The sequence below is a fragment of the Streptomyces sp. NPDC086077 genome (assembly GCF_040686175.1).
GTDB lineage: Bacteria > Actinomycetota > Actinomycetes > Streptomycetales > Streptomycetaceae > Streptomyces.
In genome coordinates, this window is the sequence record NZ_JBFBJT010000075.1 from 1 (window position 1) to 18,866 (window position 18,866).

Below are 18,866 nucleotides of genomic sequence, written 5' to 3' on the forward strand. Positions count from 1 at the left end.
GACCGGGACGCGCATCGCGATACCGTCCAGCTTGCCCTTGAGCTGCGGCAGGACCAGGGCGGTGGCCTTGGCCGACTACTGTCGGCACCGACCCTCCACCTCTGCCAGGGCGTTTTTGCGGGCGCGCCAGCCCTGCACCCTCCCGCCCTACTCGGGGGTGACCGCGGACTTCGGAGGTTCAGTAAAGGTCAGGCGACGTACAGGAAGGCGGGAATCAGCAGCAGGGGAAAAGTGATGGCCAGTTGCAGGGCCCAGGGGGCGTCCGGACCTTCACTATCCGGTTTGCCGGGGTTCTCCGCCTTCCAGGTCATGAACGTACGCATCGCCTTCCAGTGACCAACGGCGCACAGACCGCCGCCCACCAGTGCGGCGCAGTACACGGGGAGCCACTCAACCAGGGACTCCCCGTAGGGGCGGGACAGACCAACCAGGATCAGGAAGGTGGCGGCCGGGCCGCAGGAGACGAAGATCTTCTGCTGTCGGTTGACCATGCCCGGAAGCATCAGGGCGATGAAGAGCGCCGCGCTCAGGGCGGCGAAGAGCCACCATAGCGGCGACGTCTTGTCCAGCATGCTTAATTAAACCTTTCGTATGCGTGTGATGGTACTGAAAGGCCGGAGGGTACTGATGGCAGGCTCATCCGAACAGGTCGATGACGGCCGAGACACCGCTGTGGACGGCTCCCAGGGTCGCCGCGCCAACATGCCCCGCCTGGGATCCGGCCAAGCCGCCGAGGGCTCCCAGGCCCAGGCCCAGGCCCGTCTTGGCGGATTCTTGGACGAATTTGTCGCTGCCGAACCCGTATACCTTGCCGTTGTAGAGGAGCGCGGCGGCCGAGAAGACGAGTGATGCTCCTCCCAGCGCGGCCGCGAGGGGCTGCATCAACGGAACGCCTGGCCTACCACTCGCAGTTCGTCACCGTGCGCACCCCGGCCATCGAGACCCTGGCACGCCAGGTCCGCACGCTGATGATCCTCGGCCGGCATCAGCGCGTCACCGCACGTCCGTCCCTGATCGTCATCGGGCCGGCCACCACCGGCAAGACCACCGCGCTGCTGCAGGTCGGCCGGACCTGCCACCTCGCCCACACCCGCCGCGCCGCCCCGGGCTACGACAGTGTGCCCGTCGCCTATGTGCTGGTGCCGCCCGGCGCCACCGCCAAGACCCTGGCCGGGGAGTTCGCCCGCTACCTCGGCATCCCCGTCACCTCACGCATGACCACCGCGCAGATCACCACCGCCGTCTGCCACACCTACACCGCAGCCGGCACCGAGCTCGTACTGATCGACGAAATCCACCGGCTCAACCCCCCGCACCTCCACCGGCGCGGAGGCCGCCGACTGGCTCAAAGACCTCACCGAACGTGTGCCCGCCACGTTCGTCTACGCCGGCATCGACGTCACCGCCAGCGCCGTATTCACCGGAGTCCGCGGAGCACAACTCGCCGGACGGGCCTCCCTGATCGACTGCGGCGCACTGCCCGCCCGCGCCGGCGACCGGGAACCGTTCCGCGAACTGATCACCGCCCTGGAACAGGCCCTCGACCTCACCGCGCACCGGCCGGGCACCTGCCCAGACTCGCGCCCTACCTCCACGAACGGACCGCCGGACGGATCGGCAGCCTGGCCCGCCTGATCCGACAAGCCGCCATCGAAGCCATCCTCGACGGCCAAGAACGCATCACCAAGACGCTGCTGGACGGAATTGCGCTGGACCACCTCGCCGAGGAGCACTACCGGCCCCGGACCTGCCCAGGATCATGATCTGCACCCGCCACCAACAGGCCTCAAGCGTCCCCAGACACTCCGCACCCCTCCGCATCCGCCCCGTCGCCGAACTCACGCGGACCCGCCTCCGCGCCCGCCGCCGCCCGACAGCGGCCTCCCTGAGCTGGGCATCGACGACCACCACACGCTGGTACGACCACCATCAACACCTGCACGCACGCTGGCACACACGCCTGAACCGGCTCACCACCGCCAACCCCCACATCCCCCCAGCCCCGGCCTCCCCCACACTGACCTGCCGGAACCTGATCACCTACCCCGAGACCCTCACCCTCGCCACGGCCCTCGACCGCCTGCCCCCGCACCCCCTGACACGCACCCAGCAGATCGCCTTCCTCCACGACCTGGCCAGCCGCCTGAACCTGCCCCGCCGCGCACCCGCCGACCACGACCTGCTCTGGCAACGCCTCCACGCCCGCTGAACCACCCACGTGCCCCTGCTGCCCCGACCTCAGCACACCGGCCGACCAGGCCCCGTACCTATAGACGCGCCAACCACCGTGCGCAAAAACCACCGCCCCACCCAGCACACTGCGCAACACCAAACGCCCAGCCCAGCCCACGAATCCACCAGCACCCGACACCCGGCTACGCGTAGACCTCCCCCACGAAACAAACCCACCGCTCAAAACAACTGAGCAGCACCAGGCCACAACCAAGATCAATAAGCAGACGCGTCAGCTACGCCACAACGGTGAACCCCCGCCACGAGAAGGACAGACGGACGGGAGGACGACCAGCCCATGAGGCTCGGTGGCGCACATGCCGCAGTGCGGCGCATCTGGACAGTGGAACTGCGCCCGCAGGCGGACGGCCCTACACTCGTCTGCCCCTCGTGTACCGCCCGCACCTTCCCCCTGCAGGCGTCCTCCGCACGGTCGGCCGCCCTGTCCCATCTGGCCTGTCACGCCCGTGTGGACGCGTTGCCGCCGCACCTGCGCAGCTGCCAGTGTCGGCTGCGGGGCTGCGTCTGGCATCTGCGTCATCGCGGCTGTGCCGGGCGGGTGCTGCTGGCCCTGACCCGCGACCTCAGCGGCCGCACCTGGCGGCTGGCCGACGCATGCGCAGCCTGCGCGGCGGCGACCAGCCACACCGCCGTCGTACCGGACACTCTGCTCAGCCCTCACCGACCGGCCGCATCAGCCTCCGTCCGGCCGCGGGTGCACGGAGACGAGCCGCAACGGGTACGGAAGATGCTCACCCACCTCGCCTCCGCACTCGGCTGCGTCACCTCCCCCGCCGCCCGGCTGCTGGCCCTGCAATGCGCCCTGCGCGCCGACACACACGGCTGCGCCCGGCTGCCGGCCGGCCTGCTGCGCGGCATGCGCCTGCACCGGCACACCGAGGCGTGGCAGGAACTGGTGCAGGACGGCTGGCTCGACCTGCCCGATCCCCGGGCAGCGCCTTTGCAGGTGCGGTTGCTCGAGGACGCAGCGCTGAACCAGGCCCCGGGCCGCAGCGCCCGTCGGCGCGCCGCCCATTGGGCCCTGCAGCCCACCTCACTCATCGTTCCGGCGACGGCAAAACCCGCAGAACGGCTGACTGCCCTGGTCCTGGCCGCCCACACCACCGCGGCCGGCCCCAAAAGCCGACATGGCCGTTGTTGCCCGTCTCTGCGGGCACTCCCCCCAGCAGACCGGAGTACTGCTCGACCGGCTGGTCGCCGGCCGTACCCTGGCGGCCTGGCACCATCAGCGGGACACCGACGAGGTGTCCTGGCAGCTGTCACACCGTCAGGCACTCCTGGGACACGCGACAGTGCATCGCCCCCGGCCCTCGCGGTAGGGGCACACGGCGACGCCCCGGCCGGCGTGCAGGGCACTGCGGAAGCTTTCACTTCCGGTCACCTTCGGGCAGGACTGAGCCCGGCTGGAAGGTGACATGTGCTCGCATCGCTCAAGCTCGACATTTGTCACCGCTGAGCCCGGATCCACCGGCTTGATGCCTGTGGATAGCTTCTCCGGAAACGGGGAAGTGCCTTGTGACCTGCGATGATGGGAGTTCTTCACGCTTCCAGCACGCACGATCAGCAAGGCACTTCCGAGATGCAATCTTCCCATGCCGCAGCGAGGGTCTCCGCACGGTTTGATGATCCGGAGCTGGTCGGCTACGGCGGGCTGGCCCCGGTGGTGCGGCTGGCCGAGCGGTGCGGACTGCCCGCACTCGTCGACGAGCACGTCCGGCTGCCGGCCTCGAAGGACGGGACGGGGGCCTTCCCCGCGGCGAAGCTGATGTCGCTGGTCGGCGGCATGGTCGCCGGGGCGGACAGCATCGATGACATGGACCGGCTGCGGCACGGTGGGCTGCCGCGACTGTTCAGCGGGGTGCGGGCGCCGTCCACCCTGGGCAGCTTCCTGCGCTCCTTCAGCCACGGACACGTGAAGCAACTGCACGCGGTGGCCCGCCGGTTCCTGCCCCATCTGGCCGCGCACACCCCGCTGCTGCCCGGCGCCGGCCAGGTGGCCTTCCAGGACCGCTGTGGCGGCCTCGCTCTACCGCCTGCCCCGTTCTACGAGGGCGGTCCGCGCATCCTGGACGCCGACTGCCCCGAGGAGATGCCTGCAGAAGGCTGGTCGTTCCCGGCAGGGGACTGCCGGGTGTCCATGGCCTACAGCTTCATGATCGGCCCCGACGGTGCGTTCGGTATCGACGCCTACCGCTGGACGCCCCTGCATGCCAGCACTGACGGATGGGTGGAATCCCTAGCGCTCGCCGCTCATGCCCGCCGCTGGGCCACTACCGTCACAAGGGTCACGCGCGAGGCCGTCGACGCACTGGATCTCGGCGAATTCGAGCCAGTGCCCGAAGTACAGGGTATGACCGACTCGTGGTGGCGGGGCAAGGACTCCCTCATCCGTGTACCGGGGTGAGGCCGTAGGCCTTGACGCCCCGCAATGCCTCGAAGCGCACATTTACGGGGGTCTCGACGAGTGGGGCCTCCACGGCGGCTGACCCACGGGCCTTGGAACTGAGCATTTGGCCAGCGTCATCGGCCGTACGGGCAGCTCGAGGTCGATCCGGTACAGGGAGGCGGCGCGGGTGCAGGCGCGCTCCGGGCGGGTGGCGCTTCTCTGCACCAACAAGGGCGCCGCCGAGCGGAGGAGGTTAGTCCTGGGCGAGCCGGAGCCGTCCGAGGGAGCGCTCGTCTGCAAGCCACTCGTCGGCCTCATGATCGGCAATGAGTGCTGCCAGTCCAGCCCGCAGTTCAGGTTCGAGGCGGCTGCAAGCGTCTGTGAACGTCCTCAGGTCATCTGCGCTCCCCAGAAGGGTCACGAGCTGGAGGACTTGGCCGCTGTGGTCACGTGGAATGTTCAAGAGGTCGCCGGCAGCCGTGATCGTGCCACTGACCAGGTGCCGGCTGGGGAATCGCTCCAGGGCACCGTAGATAGCTTCGTGGGCGCCGTATCCCTGCTCCACCTGGAGCGACGCGATCAAGGCGTGAACTGCTGCGGGGCCCTCGGTGCCGTCGACCATGTCCGCAAGGGCTACGTAGCGGTCGTAGCGGTAGCCGGCCTCTTCGTCGGAGACGGAGGTGTTACCGTCCTGGACGAGCACGCCCGTCCTGAGCAGCTCTCGCCGCCAAGCATCGAAGTCACCGAATGACATGAGTGCTCCCTCTCGCGGCGGCCCGCTGGGCTGATGGCGGGTTCGACCTCGGACATTACCGAGCGCTCGGGTCGCGGCCTTCTGGTGGGTGCCCGATGACAAGCGTTGAGCAGGTCGACAACTCGCCCAGTGGCCTGGGCGGATGGAGGGGACGCGGCGGCAGTGCGGGCTCCACCGCGGTCGGCTTGAAGCTGAAGTCCCGCTCGTAGATCTCGACGGAGTGGCGGCGGACCCGTCCGGTGGTCGGGCCCTTCACCCGGGCGCTGTCGGCCGCCTGACTACCGGGCACCGAACACCACCGCGACGTCCTGCGGGTCGTACTGCTGAGACCACGCGGCCGGCTGAGCTGGGCGACCGTAGTGCTCGGCGAGCTTGTCGACCATGTCCTCCAGGCCGACCACGGTGTAGAGGGCAATGGTGGTGACATGCGCGTGCCGCAGGATTGTCTGCACCTCCGCCAAGGTCATCGCGGGGTCCCGGGCGAACCGGGTCGCTGCCGTGTATCTCGCGTCGTAAAGCGTCCAGTTCATGCCCAGCTGCTCGGTAGCCCGCTGGAGAATCCGCCGGGCCGCCCAGTAGGTCAGTGGCCGCGGCTCACCTCGCAAACGCGAGAAGTGCTCCTGACCTGCAACGATAGGGCTTGTCGAGAGTCCTGTTGGCTGCGAGGAAAGAAGCACTTCTCAGGGGAGGAAGCGTATCGGGTCGTACCCGCATATCCGCATCGAGGGCGGCGGCCGGGCTGTGGTCTCCCAGGCCGGGAGCGTGCTGTTGGTCGAGACCGTCCGCAAGGTCGGCTTGGACAGGGCAATATCAGCGGCGCTGGCGCCGTGGCGGAAGGCCAGGGCCGTACACGATCCGGGCAAGATCGTGCTGGATGTGGCGCTGGCGGTCGCGCTGGGCGGGGACTGTCCGGCCGATGTCGGGATGATGCGGGCCGAGCCGGCCGTGTTCGGCCCGGTGGCCTCTGACCCGACCGTCTCCCGCCTCATCAACACCCTGGCCGCGGCGGGCCCGAAGGCCCTGACCGCGATCCGTTCAGCACGAGCCGAAACACGCGAGCGCGTCTGGAGGTTGGCCGGAGCCTCGTCGCCGGACACGACCGGACAGGTGATCGTGGACCTGGACGGGGTGCTGGTTCTGGCCCACTCCGGCAAGCAGGACGCCACCGCGACCTGGAAGAAGACCTTCGGACACCACCCGCTGATGAGCTTCGTCGATCACGGAAGCGAGGAGCCGGTGGCCGGCCTGCTCAGGCCGGGCAACGCGGGCAGCAACACCGCCGCCGACCACATCGAAGCCGCCCAGCGCGCCCTGACCCAACTGCCGAAGAAGTACCGGCGCGGACGCCGGACGCCGATCCGCACCGACTCCGGAGGCGGAACCCACGAGTTCGTCGCCTGGCTCGCCCAGCGCGGCCGGTGGCTGTCGTACTCGGTCGGCATGACCATCACCGACGCCATCCACCACGTCGTCCTCAAGGTTCCGCCCGCCGCATGGACAGCGGCCGTCGAGCCGGGCGGCGAGATCCGCAACGGCGCCTGGGTCGCCGAACTCACCGGCAATGTCCTGGCCGGCTGGCCGCAGGGGATACGGCTGATCGTCCGCAAGGAACGGCCGCACCCCGGCGCCGAGTTGCGGCTCACCGACGCCGACGGCCTGCGGCTCACCGCGTTCGCCACCAACACCACCGGCGATCCGATCGCCGCACTCGAACTGCGGCACCGCCACCGCGCGAGGGCCGAGGACCGCATCCGGGCCACCCGCGCCACCGGCCTGCGCAACCTCCCCCTGCACGACACCGCACAGAACCAGATCTGGCTGGAGATCGTCCAGTTCGCCCTCGACCTGCTGGCCTGGACGCCCATGCTCGCCCTGACCGGAGAAACCCGCAGGTGGGAGCCCCGTCGTCTCCGGCTCCGTCTCTTCTCCGCCGCCCAGATCATCAGGACCGCCCGCCGCCTGCACCTGAGGTTCGCACGCCACTGGCCCTGGACAGACGTAATCACCGAAGCCATGGCACGGCTCGAAGCCCTCCCCAACCCCAGCTGACCAGCCTGTTCCCATCCCTGCGAGCAGCACCACCCCGACCGGATCCGTGGAACCCGGCGCCCACCCGACGCGACAGCCGGGCCATCAGCATGTCCGCGAGCCGAAATCTCCACCCTGAATGAGCAGACAGGGTCCGCGAGCAAGCTGACGGACCCTCATGCAAGATCGAGGTTAACGGGGGGACGCCCGGGTCAGACATAACGTAACGCCGGGTGCCGCGTCATGGAATCACCCTCGATCAAAGCGGGCACTATGGGGTACCAATCGCTGCCCTTTTGATCAGAATCGGGCGGCAGGCCCAGGTCAGCGGCCCTCGGTTCCACCGCCGAATCCCACACCGCGACGAACTATTGCGTTGCCATGGGCATCTCGTTGCATACGACATCCGGTCCTGCGTCAACACCTTCACTGAATGGCGTAGATCACGTGGCGACATCGCGCCATGGCTCGCAACCGCCACCCTATTCTCTAGATGAACTACTCCTCGGTTACGCATCATTCACCCGAGTTCTTGATTCACTGCGCCCTCAGTTCAGTTAGGGATAACCCATGCCTCCATCACCAGCACCGGGCCGAAGAGTGCCTGTCGTCGGCATAGCCTTGGCCCTTCTGGCATCACTCGGCAGTGCGTCGGCGATCGCCGCGCCGAATACCCCTGCGCCGACACTCCGGTCCTCGCCGGCACCGCATCCGGTTCCACCGGCGCCTCCCGCCCCATCACCCTGATCAACAGCGACGAGGTGACCGTGACCGACTCTGACACCTCCCCCCTCATCGACGTGAGGGGCAGTCAGGGCGAGCCGGTGGCGGCGGACATCAGCGTCGTCGACGGTGAGACCTATGTGTTTCCGAGCGAGGTCCTGCCGTACATCGCGGAAGGCACCCTGGACAGGCAGCTGTTCAACATCACGCGGCTGCTCGACTACGGCTACGACGACGCCCGCAGTGACCAGCTGCCGCTGATCGTCCGGTACGCCGACGCCGCCGACGCGCGCAAGGCAGTCGTGCCGCAGGGCGCAAAGCGGGTGCGCACCCTGACGAGCATCCGCGGTTCCGCCGTGGAGCGCCCGCGTGCGGAGGCCGCGGCCTTCTGGGCCTCCTTGACCAGCGGAAGGGACGCCGCCGCTACGGGACGCGGTGGGCGGGACACCTCCGTTCTCGCGGGCGGCATCGAACGCGTATGGCTGGACGGCAAGGTGAAGGCCGCGTTGTCCGACACGGTCGGGCAGGTCGGCGCGCCCGAGGTGTGGCGCGGCGGCAACACCGCGGCGGGCGTCGATGTCGCGGTGCTGGACACCGGCGTCGACAGGACGCATCCCGATCTCGCGGGGCAGATCGCCGCCACGCGGAGTTTCCGTCCCGGACGAGACGGTCGACGACGCCGACAGGCACGGAACCCATGTCGCCTCCACCATCGCCGGAACTGGGTCCTCCTCGGACGGCAAGGAGAAGGGTGTCGCCCCCCGGGGCGCGACTGCACATCGGCAAGGCACTGGACAACAGCGGGTCCGGTCAGGACTCCTGGGTCCTTGCCGCCATGGAGTGGGCGGCGCGCGACCAGAAAGCGAAAGTCGTCAGCATGAGTCTGGGCGGCGGCCCGACCGACGGCACCGACCCGCTGAGCACCGCCGTCAACAACCTCAGCGCCGAGACCGGCGCACTGTTCACGATCGCCGCCGGCAACAGCTTCCGGAACTTCACCGTCGGCGCCCCCGGCGCGGCGGACGCGGCGCTGACCGTCGGCGCCGTCGACTCCGCCGACGCGCTCGCCGGCTTCTCCTCCCGCGGTCCCCGCGTCGGTGACTTCGCGGTCAAACCGGAGATCACCGCCCCTGGCGTCGATGTGCTCGCGGCCCGCTCACAGCTGGCACCCGGCGAGGGCTTCTACACGACGATGAGCGGCACCTCGATGGCCACTCCGCACGTAGCGGGTGTGGTCGCCCTGCTGGCTGTCGAACATCCCGACTGGACCGGTGCGCAGCTCAAGGACGCGCTGGTCAGCACGGCCAAGCCGACTCCGGACCACATCCCCTTCGACGGCGGCAACGGGCGGGTGGACGCCGTGGCCGCGACCCGTGCCACCGTCTACGCCACCGGCGTCGTCTCCGTCGGCCTGCACGAGGTGCCCGCGGCCCCCGGAACGACCGTCGACCGCGAGGTCACCTACACCAACACCGGCGCCCGTGACCCTGGACCTCAAGTTGGACGCTGCCACCGCCCCGGCCGGCCTGTTCACGCTGTCCGCTTCCGAGGTGGCGGTCCCCGCCGGCGGCACCCGCACGGTCGTCGTCTCGTCCCACCTGGACGAGGCCGCCCAGGACCACGCCTACTCCGCCCGGATCGAGGCCGTGGACAGGGCGTTGTCAGAGCGACGACTTCGGTGGGTCTCGGCACGGTAAGTGAGAAGGCCGTCGTCGAAATGAAGGTCAAGGACCGCTCCGGCAACCCCGCGACCGGTGCTGTCCGGCTGTTCGCCCAACGCGCGGGCGGTACGGTACCGGCCAGGACGTACGCGACGTGGCCATGGGCTCATCGGCCCGACTGCGCCTGGAACCATGCCTGTGGTCCTTCTCCGCACTGATCGACGTGCAGGGCGTCCAGGGTCCGAACTCCCTCGGCCGCGCCCTCGTCACCCTGCCGGAGGTCCGGGTCGACGACGGCATGCCGATCACGCTGGACGCGTCCAAGACCCGGCGGGTCACCGCGGCCACTCCGAAGAAGTCCGTGACCACGTACGCGCGGGTCGACTTCACCTGCTCGTTGACGGGGACGGACACCACTCGGGTCTCCTTCAACCTCCTGCCCGTCTACGACAGTTTCTTTGCCACGCCGACTCCCCGGAAGGTGACGAAGGGGACTCTCGACCTGCGGGTGCGCTGGCGGAACGAGGAGCCGACTCTGACACTGGCCACGGGTCGGGACACCGTCGAGACCGTCCTCGTACGGCGCGGTGAGCGCGCCCTGCCCGAGGGCACCAGCCGTCTGGACGCCGTCTACGCGGGCAAGGGCGCGCCGGACGACTACGCCGGACTCCGGGTACGCGGCAAAGTCGCCCTCGTCCAGCGCGACCCCCTCGTCACGCTGACCGAACAGAGCGCCGCCGCCGCGGCAGCCGGGGCCAAGGCCCTGATCGTGGCCGACCCCGGCCCCCAGCAACTGGACCCGCGAACAGAGGCCACGCCACCCCTGACCGTCGTCACCGTCGGCCATGACGAAGGCCTGCGACTGATGCGTCTGGCCGAACGCGGCCCGGTGCCGCTGAAGATCTCCTACGACGCCGAGACCGACTACCTCTACGACCTCGTCGGCTCGTGGGAGAAGGCGCTCCCGGACAACCCGACGTACCAGCCGAGGTCCCAGGACCTCGCAACGGTGGACGTCTCGTTCGAGCACTACCGGGACGCCGACGCGACGGAGTTCCGCTATGACGCCAGGCCCGGTGAGTACGGGATCACGGCGGGCTACCACCTGCCCCGTCCGGCACGCGGCACCCGTACCGACTGGGTGACCGCCGACCCCGGCGTCGTGTGGCGCCAGAGCGCGGTGGTCGTCGGGGAACTGCGCTCCATCGGCGCTCCCGAGGCCCTGCGGCCGGGCAGCGAGACACGTGAGCGGTGGTCGTCCGGACCCGGCGCGGAGCTGCCGCCTACCTCGGCCATCCGCACGGTCGGTATGGAGGTCTCCTACGACGACGGCGCCACCTGGCGCAAGGCCGCGCTGTCCCGCACCTCGGACCGTTGGCGCACCACGCTTGACGCGCCGCACCGGGCCGAGTACGCCACGGTGCGCGCCACCGCCCGCGACGACCGCGGTAACGCGGTGCAGCAGACCGTCGTCCGGGCGTTCGGCTTGAAGTAGCGACACCGACGGCCCGGGAGGTCGGATCATACGGAGTAGGCTCGGCCGGCTTGCCGCCGGGCCTCCTCCCCTTCCGATCCCGCGGAATGGTACGGCCGCAGGTGCGGGCTACTGCCGGGCGGGCGAGTGAGTACGTCATCGCGGAGGGCTGCCGGGCCATGAACCAGGCGATCTGAGTCATTGCGCGTATGGATCCGAACGCCCCTCGCAGGCAGGTTCTCTGCCAGGCGACGCGGACCCAACTGCTCCTCCCTGACGTCGCCCGGAAACCGGTCGACCGTGCACGCACCGAGGAGTTCTCACAAGTGAGTCCGGGTCCCGAGCGGCCGCCCGCGGTCGTCGTCCTGGCCGACGATCCAGTGCCTCGTGAGGCCGTGACGGGGTATCTGCGCTCCCGGCCGCAGATGGTGGAAGCGCTCGGCTTCGAGGACCGGGCCAGGGCCGATGTGATGGGGGTGCTCGCAACGGACGTGACCTCCCAGACACTCGCCAGCATCAGGGAAGCCTCTCTGGAGACCGGCCATCCTGACATGCGCGTGGTCCTCGTGGCCGACAGCATCACCGAGGCCCAGCTGACAGGGGCCATCAGCCACAGGGCGGCTTCAAGTTCCTGGTAGGAGCGGGGTGTCGGTGATGCCCCAGATCCAGACGGCGTGTTCGGGGCGTCACGGATCGCTCGGGTGGTCTTGGCGATGTTGTCCGCTCGCAGCAGTCGCAGCCTGCCGATGGCCAGGTTCCGCAGAGCGGCCGTCGCCCGCGGCGCGCTGCCGGTGTGAACGGTGGAGGCATCCTCGGCGAACACCACGTCTCTGACATGGTGGCTGGGATTTTCGATCCCCCAGTGCCCGCGGACGTATCCGCCCAGGTCAGCAGCGCTGGCCTGGTGGGTATCGAGGCTGGTGACGGCTAGACAGTCTCCCGGGTCTGCCGCTTGCCGCTCTCCTTGCGGCGCCGGTGGATGCGCAAGGCCAGCCGAGCTTCCGGGAAGGCGATCCCGCCCAGGTTCGCCGCGATGGCCATAGTCTCGACCGAGCGGGACTCCCGCCGCCCGTGCCCGGTCCCGGAGACGGTGTGTGCTACGGGCACCTGTTCCCATGGCAGGGCCTTGACCTGGGCCGACGCGGTCGGCTGGTTTCCCTTGATCACCGCGATGTAGTGGGTTTTCTTCTCCTGCACCAGCCAGCGCACCTGGTCCTTGACGCTGTGCAGGGCGTCGAAGGTGACCACGGTGCCGGCCAGGTCGAGTGGTTCCAGCAGCGGACGCAAGGCGGCCGTCTCGTTGGTCTTGGCCCCTGCCTCCCGCTGGGCCAGGGTGATGGTGGGGGCGTGGGTGACGGCGGACAGCAGATGCCGGTGGCGCTGTTGCCGGCGCGCGGAGCCGGATAGTGCCTTGCCGTCCACCGCGATCGCCGGCCGCGGCGCAGAGCCCGTGCCGCGGCCCACGACATCGGTGTGGTCGCATCCGGCCAGGTAGGCGCCGATCGCGGCGTCCAGGGCATCACCGTCGAGGGCTGCCAGGAGCCGGGTGAGGGTGGCATGGGACGGGGCGCGGCGGCGTCCGGGCAGGTGGCGGCGGATGCCGAGCTGTTCCACCACCGTCGTGGTGGCGCGCTGTCCCCACTCGGTGATCTCGGTGATGGTCCGGGCGCCGGAGACGACTGCGCAGGCGCAGACCAGCAGCAAGCCGACCAGGGGATACCACCGCCCGCGACACGAACGCGGGTCGGGTACGCGCTGGAGGTGGGCACGCAGGCGGCCGGTGTCGTGCTGGTGGAGGGGCTCAGTTTCACCAGGACGGCAGGGACCGGGGAGGATGGAACGGCAGGCACGGGACCTCGATGTGATCAGCTGGCGTAGACTCCCTGATGCTCACCGGTCTCATGCCGGTGCTGTTGCCACGTCAACTCCCCCCGGGCACGGGCAATCTACGCGATCCCGGAACTTGCAACCACCCTGGACGACAGCGGGCGCGACGGCGAAGAGTATCCCCAGGTCGATCAGCATGTACGGGTGGACGTGCGGCTCCGAACGCCCGGTTGCACACGGCCGGGGCGCGCCGTAGGCCCGCGGGCCGGTCGTTCATGCCGTGAGTACGGCGAAGTGTCGTTGCCGATGTCTTACCTGTGCGCACCTACGGCCTTGCTGGTGACAACGAGCCTGCCTGTGTGACTGCTATCGTGCTTCGGCTCATCGGTTCTTTTTCTTCCTGGTTCGGCTTCCTGAATTCAGTAATCCAGGTCCATGTAGTCGATGTCGTTGATTTCGACGTCCGGGAGTCCCAGGGCGCGGCTGCCTGCGTCCTAGAAATAGATTTCCTTGAATACTTCGGCGATGATTCCGTGCATCTGCTGGTCGCTTGCGCTTGCATCGCAGGCGTCGAACAGGCGCTGTGCGTATGCCGGGGGAGGTGGACGGTGAGGCGGCGGAAGCGTCCTCGTCGGTCGTGCCGATGGGCGCGGTGTAGCCGAACCGGGCCCGCGCCTCACGGTGATGCCGCCGGTGCTGGAGAATATCCAGCGCGACTGGCACCGGAACGGTGACGGACATGGTCTGCACCGCGGTCAGGTCGGTGGCGTTGATCGTGTCGGCGGCTTCTGGCCGATCTCCCCTACCGGCCAGATGCTCGAAGCGGCTGCCGGTGAATGGCATCGCGCCGAGAGGCCAATGTGAGTGAGGTGCTCTACGCCCCATTTTCTGAGCATGGCAAATGCCGGTACAAGGGCGGTGCCTGCTTCGGTAAGCCGATACGAGACGCGTACGGGATGGCCTTGGATCACATCCCGTGCAACGAGACCATTAGCGGAAAGCTCTGCCAAACGGTCTGACAGTACCCGGGCACTGATTCCGGCGACGGAGCGGAGCAACTCATTGAAGAAGTAAGGATTCTGCATCAATGCTGCCAGAATCAGACCGTTCCAGCGCTTGCCCAAAAGCTTTGACAGTTCCCTGATACCTTCGCATGGGTCCTGTTCCGTCGCGCAACCGTCATCCGGTGCATTGCGCATCGCGCCTTCCTCCTTCGCCGAGTAGCTGCGGCACAACGAGCTGAAGTTCCACACCCGCGGTCAGCCAATGCGGAGATTGGCACTCAGGCGACTCACACACTCGGCCAGGGCTCAGCATTGAGCTGATCAGCTGGCAGGCCAGATGCACGAGAAGGATACCGACTGAAACATTTGATCCCATGTGCCATATTTCGGAGTGCACGCCGAATCCAAGCAAGGCAGAGGTGACAGGCAGGGCGGGAGGACGACTGCTGCCACACGTTCTGACGTTGCGTTTGGGAGGTTTGCGTTCTCAGCGGGATCTCTCCTGCGCCACGAGTTCGCGGGCGGCCGGGGCCACTTCGGCGCCGAAGCGTTCGATCGTCGCCGCGTGGTCGCCACCGATGATGAACGCACTGATGCCGTGCTCGAGTGCGAGATGGGCGATCTGCTCCGGCCATGTCTGCGGGGGGCCGTTGAGCAGCCCGCGTGAGGTGGGCGAGAACTGGACCTGCATGAAGTTCATCAAGCGGCGCACGGCCGACGGAGAACGTCCTGCCGATTCCGCTGCCTCATCGATGCGAGCGTTCATCTCCGGCAGCGAGTCCACTCCCCGGGGCAGGTACTCCATGGAGGGTAGCCAGCCGTCGCCCACAGCGCCGGTGAGGGCGAGCATTCTGGGCTTGTACGCGCCGACCCAGACGGCGATGTCGTGTGCAGGCCGGGGACCGCGCCTGGCCCCGTTGAGCTCGTAGTACCGGCCGTGGTGCCGGACTTCGCCGGGTGCGTCGGTGTCCCACAGGTCGCGGATGACGGCGATCCCCTCGCGCAAAGCCTCGACGCCCTGTGCGGCCGTGAGCCGACGGCCTCCCATGGCCTCGATGCCGTCCCAGAAGGCACCGGCACCGATGCCCAGTTCGAAGCGTCCGCCCGAGAGGAGGTCCAACGAGGCGGCCGCGCGTGCCAGGACGGCCGGCGGGCGGAGGGGCAAGCTGGTGACGTTCGCGCTGATACGGACGTTCTCGGTGCGGGCGGCCACGTACGTGAGGAGTGTGGAGGTGTCCAGGAACGAAGCCTGGTAGGGGTGGTCCTGAAAGGTGACGAGGTCAAGGCCCGCACGGTCGGCGGTCACTGCGAGGTCGACGACCTGCTGGGCCGCGCCGGCAGACGGGGTGATGAACGAGCCGAAGAGCAGCTCGTGTCCGTAATCGCTCACGGGGAGCTCCTCACATTTCGCGTGCGTCGGCCGAGGCGGCCGGCAGAGGGTGGGGGTCGATGTTGAAGTTGTCGCGGAAAAGGTTGTCCGGGTCGTATCGGCGCTTGACCTCCCGCAGCCGGTCCAGGACCTGGGGCGGGAAGGCGTCGCGGAGTCGCTCGGGCCGGGGATCGGTCTCGAAGCTGAGGTAGAGGCCGTCGAAGTGGTGGCGCAGCGGGTCCCAGACCTCATTGAGGTTGTCGTGGTTCCCGCCCATGGCGGTCACCTGGAAGGCGGATGTCCGGTGGGGGAACGCCATGGCGTCGGCAGGGACCTCGGCGATGGCCCCACCCATCGCCCGGAGTTCGAAGAAGTACACCTGACCGGTGCGCAGGAGGTCAGCGGCATCGCGGGCGAATTCGGAGGTGAGCTCGGGCAGGAAGGCCGAGCGGGAGACCGGGTCACCGAAGCCGCTGTGGCCTTCCGGGCCCACATCGGCGGCAGATCCCATGACGCCTGCGTACGGGGTGACCACAACCTGCCGCTGGGTGAGCGTTCCGATCTGCGCGAAGGGCGTCAGCCGCTCCACGATGATGTCGGGATCGGGGTTGTCGACGATTCCGAGGAGCTGGATGTTCCAGTTGCCCTGCCGGGGACGTCCGGTGATCAGGAAGACCGTGGTGTCACGAGGCGCCTCGGAAGCAATCTTGCCGAAATCGGTCAACGCCTGTGCAATGTCCGTCGTGAAGAGCCCCAGCTGTGCGTAGCCGACCTGCCCGACCTCATCCACCTGGAATTCGAACGCCGTACCGACGCCGAAGTTCGCGCCGGCTCCACGCACCGCCCAGAACAGCTCAGGGTGCTCCTCGGCGCTGGCCCGTATGTGACGACCGTCGGCCAGCACCATCTCCACGGCGCGCAGGTGGTCGATGGTGAGCCCGTGCGCGCGGCCGAGCAGTCCGATGCCCCCGGCGGTCGCCAGTCCGCCGACGCCGACACCGCCGTAGTCACCGGAGCCGAGCGCCCAGCCGTGGGGGTGCAGGGCGGCCGACACCTGCTTCCAGGTCGCGCCAGGACCTATCCGCACCAGGCGCTCCGCAGCGTCCAGCACAGTGATGTCGTTCATCCGTCCCACGTCGACGACGAGGCCGCCCTTGTTGGTCGAGCGGCCGCTCACGCCATGGCCGGCGCTTCGGATGCCGAGGGGCAGATGCGTATGGCGTCTCGCGAAACCGAGAGCGTCCGCGACTTCCTCAGCTGTCTTGGGGCGCAGGACCAGTCCAGGCGCGCCACCTCGCAGATAGTTGGACGCGACACCGCGATATCCGGGATCGCCCGGTTCGACCGCGTCATCCACGAGGGACTGGGGAACAGAGTCGTACTCGATCCCGGGCCGCCGACGAGAGCGTGCCGCGAGCGGTCGCTGACGCCGGGCGGCCACGGAGCCGGCCTCGGAGAGAGCCGCGAGCCGCTCAACCTCGCGGGCAGAGTCGACGGGTACGACAACCGGCCGGCCTCCTTCCGCCAGGGCGGCCAACTCCTCCGCCGACGCGTCGCGAGGGGCGTTCACCCACGCTGCAGAATCGGTGATGATCCTGCCCGGCGCCAGCGCCTCCAAGCTCTCTGCGGCCTTCGCGACCAGGCTGCGGTAAGGCACCGAGGCGTCCGAAGGCGAGGATCCCACCACGTCCTGAAGGTGCACACCCAGGCTGATGCGGTCTGTCTTCCCAGCCAGCCAGGCGACAGCCGTCCAAGGATCCATGACGGCTGAGCGGAGGTGGGCATCGCTGCTGTGCCCTTCCTGGTCCGGCGTTGCATCGAGCTTGTTCTGCGCGCGATCGGCCGCGCCGGAGCTGTCCACGACGACCAAAGCAAGACCGCGTTCCTCGGCCAGCCTGGCGAGCTCCACCAGCCTGCCACTGACGCCGCCGGACTCCGACGGATCGAGGGCGACTCCCAGTTCCATTGCCTGTCCTATCCCTGATGCGAGCCACCAGAATGCGTTGCTGCCTCAATAATGTACAGCGGCAAATCATTGTGGCAGCCACGGAATGATCGGCACAATCGGGCATAAGTTGCCATTCGGGGCGCGTACTGATGCGCAGAGTGTCCGAACAAAAGCAGAGAGCATTTACTGTTATGCAGTTCACTGCTGCCAGCGGACGTCGGCGCGCACGGATGGCGCGACGACAGTCAGTGGCGCCTCGGAGGCGACGATCGAGAGGTGGGGTGATGCGTGATTGCTGGCAGTGAGGGCCGCTTCACCGGCGCGTGCGACAAGGCGCTGCGCGGTTGCCACAGGTGCGCACGCCACAAACAAGGGAGTCGCCGGTCTCGGCGTGCCCCCCATAGAAGTCCTCCTCTTCTACGGGCTACGGAGTTGTGTCGCTGAGCGGGCGAGGCGGATCAGTCCTGCGCGTATCCGTTGCTCGCCCAGTTCTGGGAGGAGGGCGGCTACGTGTTCGGCGGCCAGGGCGGCCAGTAGTGCGTGAGCGGCATGCTCGGGGTCGGGTGTGGCATCCAGCAGCATCGCGGTGTGGCGGTGCCAGAACCGGTAGGCCCCGTTTCGGTACCGGGCGCATACCGCGGCGGTTTCCGAGGTGCGCTGGAGAGTCAGGTTGTCCAGCAAATAGTCCAGGTAGGCGCTGACGAATGCGACGAGCCGATCCTCGGCCGGGGCCCCGGGGCCAAGCGGCGGCGGCCCGTACAAGATCGCCTTCTGCAGTGCGCGTTCCTGGGTGTCGAGAAGTGCGGCGGCTAGCCCTGATTTGTCGCCGAAGCGTCGATACACCGTCCCTTTGCCAACGCCGGCGGCTACGGCCACTTCGTCCATGGAGACGGCTTCGGCCCCCTTCTCGGCATACAACCGAGCGGCAGCCTCCAGCACATCGGCCCGACTGCGTGCCGAACGTGCTTGCTCCTTCGGCGGCGGGGTGTGCAGTATTTCCAACAGCGCTGCAGAAGCGGACTCTCGTCCGCTATTTTCGCGATCCACGATCGGACTCCGATTTTCGAAACTGCGCGCTGCCCGAGTTCTATGCGGCTGACCTGTCTGATGCGAGATCTGCGACACGATGTGTTCAGCCGATCGACCCGTAACCACTTCGGCGAGGCGGGTTGAGGATCCGAGCCACGTCGATCGGGGTAAGCCCGCTCCTTAGACAGGTCCCGGTCGACCCTGACGGACCACTTCTCCGCCTCGCACTCTCGTGTCCGAGCCCCCGTACCCGAGGGTCTCGCAGTCCGGTGTCCCCGCTGCGGTGGATGGTGAAGTCGACCAAAGTCCGACAGTCCCCAACCGTGACCGAGCTCCCCCTGTGCCGCTGCCGGGTGAGCTCGGCCACCGTGCCAGTCCTCGCCTCGTAGCGGAACCGGGGATCATTTCGT

At 68.3% G+C, this 18,866-nt stretch carries 13 protein-coding genes and 8 pseudogenes; 9 read left to right on the plus strand and 12 right to left on the minus strand.

Going from position 1 to position 18,866, the window contains the following annotated elements:
- From AB0O67_RS21780 to AB0O67_RS21790, 3 genes and pseudogenes are all read right to left on the minus strand, one after another.
- Positions 1-75, minus strand: a pseudogene (locus tag AB0O67_RS21780) (hypothetical protein); the annotation flags it as partial.
- 113 nt (positions 76-188) lie between these two features.
- The gene (locus tag AB0O67_RS21785; RefSeq protein WP_365452435.1) at positions 189-572 is read right to left on the minus strand and encodes a hypothetical protein; all 384 of its coding nucleotides are present in this window, start codon (positions 570-572) and stop codon (positions 189-191) included.
- A gap of 64 nt (positions 573-636) precedes the next feature.
- On the minus strand, positions 637-885 hold the full coding sequence (locus AB0O67_RS21790) for a hypothetical protein (RefSeq protein WP_365452437.1): 249 nt from the start codon (positions 883-885) through the stop codon (positions 637-639).
- 2 nt (positions 886-887) lie between these two features.
- Here AB0O67_RS21790 and AB0O67_RS21795 point away from each other — a divergent pair.
- From AB0O67_RS21795 to AB0O67_RS21810, 4 genes and pseudogenes are all read left to right on the plus strand, one after another.
- Positions 888-1,763 (plus strand): annotated as a pseudogene (locus AB0O67_RS21795) (TniB family NTP-binding protein); the annotation flags it as partial.
- On the plus strand, positions 1,760-2,209 hold the full coding sequence (locus AB0O67_RS21800) for a hypothetical protein (protein ID WP_365452439.1): 450 nt from the start codon (positions 1,760-1,762) through the stop codon (positions 2,207-2,209). The pseudogene AB0O67_RS21795 and the gene AB0O67_RS21800, both read left to right, overlap by 4 nt.
- 1,623 nt (positions 2,210-3,832) lie before the next feature.
- Positions 3,833-4,213: pseudogene (locus tag AB0O67_RS21805) on the plus strand (IS1380 family transposase); the annotation flags it as partial.
- A gap of 36 nt (positions 4,214-4,249) precedes the next feature.
- Positions 4,250-4,739: pseudogene (locus AB0O67_RS21810) on the plus strand (hypothetical protein); the annotation flags it as partial.
- Between the two features lie 153 nt (positions 4,740-4,892).
- Here AB0O67_RS21810 and AB0O67_RS21815 read toward each other — a convergent pair.
- Complete coding sequence (locus AB0O67_RS21815) at positions 4,893-5,393, minus strand: hypothetical protein (RefSeq protein ID WP_365452441.1); 501 nt, start codon at positions 5,391-5,393, stop codon at positions 4,893-4,895.
- Between the two features lie 278 nt (positions 5,394-5,671).
- The gene (locus AB0O67_RS21820; protein WP_365452443.1) at positions 5,672-5,923 is read right to left on the minus strand and encodes a hypothetical protein; all 252 of its coding nucleotides are present in this window, start codon (positions 5,921-5,923) and stop codon (positions 5,672-5,674) included.
- A 166-nt stretch (positions 5,924-6,089) separates the two neighbouring features.
- On the opposite strand from AB0O67_RS21820, the gene AB0O67_RS21825 reads away from it, so the two are divergent.
- The 5 genes and pseudogenes from AB0O67_RS21825 to AB0O67_RS21845 all read left to right on the plus strand — a co-directional run bounded on the left by AB0O67_RS21825 (position 6,090) and on the right by AB0O67_RS21845 (position 11,917).
- Positions 6,090-7,442 carry an IS1380 family transposase gene (locus AB0O67_RS21825; protein WP_365452481.1) on the plus strand — a complete coding sequence of 451 codons (1,353 nt, stop codon included), beginning with the start codon at positions 6,090-6,092 and terminating at the stop codon, positions 7,440-7,442.
- Between the two features lie 1,278 nt (positions 7,443-8,720).
- A pseudogene (locus tag AB0O67_RS21830) lies at positions 8,721-8,852 on the plus strand (hypothetical protein); the annotation flags it as partial.
- Complete coding sequence (locus AB0O67_RS21835; RefSeq protein ID WP_365452445.1) at positions 8,842-10,023, plus strand: S8 family serine peptidase; 1,182 nt, start codon at positions 8,842-8,844, stop codon at positions 10,021-10,023. The pseudogene AB0O67_RS21830 and the gene AB0O67_RS21835, both read left to right, overlap by 11 nt.
- Positions 9,966-11,300 (plus strand): PA domain-containing protein, encoded by a 1,335-nt coding sequence (locus AB0O67_RS21840; protein ID WP_365452483.1) that lies wholly within the window; start codon positions 9,966-9,968, stop codon positions 11,298-11,300. Before AB0O67_RS21835 ends, AB0O67_RS21840 begins: the two co-directional genes overlap by 58 nt.
- Before the next feature lie 305 nt (positions 11,301-11,605).
- Positions 11,606-11,917, plus strand: coding sequence for a hypothetical protein (locus tag AB0O67_RS21845; RefSeq protein ID WP_365452447.1), 312 nt, complete (start codon positions 11,606-11,608; stop codon positions 11,915-11,917).
- A 289-nt stretch (positions 11,918-12,206) separates the two neighbouring features.
- On the opposite strand, the gene AB0O67_RS21850 is transcribed toward AB0O67_RS21845, so the two are convergent.
- The 7 genes and pseudogenes from AB0O67_RS21850 to AB0O67_RS21880 form a co-directional block, all read right to left on the minus strand.
- Entirely contained in the window at positions 12,207-13,148 is a 942-nt protein-coding gene (locus tag AB0O67_RS21850; RefSeq protein ID WP_365452485.1) for an ISAs1 family transposase, read from the minus strand.
- Positions 13,149-13,525: 377 nt separating this feature from the next.
- Positions 13,526-13,784: pseudogene (locus AB0O67_RS21855) on the minus strand (XRE family transcriptional regulator); the annotation flags it as partial.
- A gap of 57 nt (positions 13,785-13,841) precedes the next feature.
- Positions 13,842-13,991, minus strand: a pseudogene (locus tag AB0O67_RS21860) (DUF6308 family protein); the annotation flags it as partial.
- Positions 13,982-14,305: pseudogene (locus AB0O67_RS21865) on the minus strand (helix-turn-helix domain-containing protein); the annotation flags it as partial. The pseudogenes AB0O67_RS21860 and AB0O67_RS21865, both read right to left, overlap by 10 nt.
- Positions 14,306-14,597: 292 nt before the next feature.
- Positions 14,598-15,500, minus strand: a complete 903-nt coding sequence (locus tag AB0O67_RS21870; RefSeq protein WP_365452449.1) for an LLM class flavin-dependent oxidoreductase — start codon at positions 15,498-15,500, stop codon at positions 14,598-14,600.
- 10 nt (positions 15,501-15,510) lie between these two features.
- Positions 15,511-17,445 carry an FAD-binding protein gene (locus AB0O67_RS21875; RefSeq protein WP_365452451.1) on the minus strand — a complete coding sequence of 645 codons (1,935 nt, stop codon included), beginning with the start codon at positions 17,443-17,445 and terminating at the stop codon, positions 15,511-15,513.
- Between the two features lie 399 nt (positions 17,446-17,844).
- Entirely contained in the window at positions 17,845-18,474 is a 630-nt protein-coding gene (locus AB0O67_RS21880) for a helix-turn-helix domain-containing protein (RefSeq protein WP_365452453.1), read from the minus strand.
- Positions 18,475-18,866 lie beyond the last annotated feature (392 nt).

Bases quoted from the DNA above. Each gene is read 5' to 3' on its own strand.
- AB0O67_RS21785 (WP_365452435.1), bottom strand. From the start codon at position 572: ATGCTGGACAAGACGTCGCCGCTATGGTGGCTCTTCGCCGCCCTGAGC.
- AB0O67_RS21800 (WP_365452439.1), top strand. From the start codon at position 1,760: ATGATCTGCACCCGCCACCAACAGGCCTCAAGCGTCCCCAGACACTCC.
- AB0O67_RS21815 (WP_365452441.1), bottom strand. From the start codon at position 5,393: ATGTCATTCGGTGACTTCGATGCTTGGCGGCGAGAGCTGCTCAGGACG.
- AB0O67_RS21820 (WP_365452443.1), bottom strand. From the start codon at position 5,923: ATGAACTGGACGCTTTACGACGCGAGATACACGGCAGCGACCCGGTTC.
- AB0O67_RS21835 (WP_365452445.1), top strand. From the start codon at position 8,842: ATGTCGCCTCCACCATCGCCGGAACTGGGTCCTCCTCGGACGGCAAGG.
- AB0O67_RS21840 (WP_365452483.1), top strand. From the start codon at position 9,966: ATGGGCTCATCGGCCCGACTGCGCCTGGAACCATGCCTGTGGTCCTTC.
- AB0O67_RS21875 (WP_365452451.1), bottom strand. From the start codon at position 17,445: ATGGAACTGGGAGTCGCCCTCGATCCGTCGGAGTCCGGCGGCGTCAGT.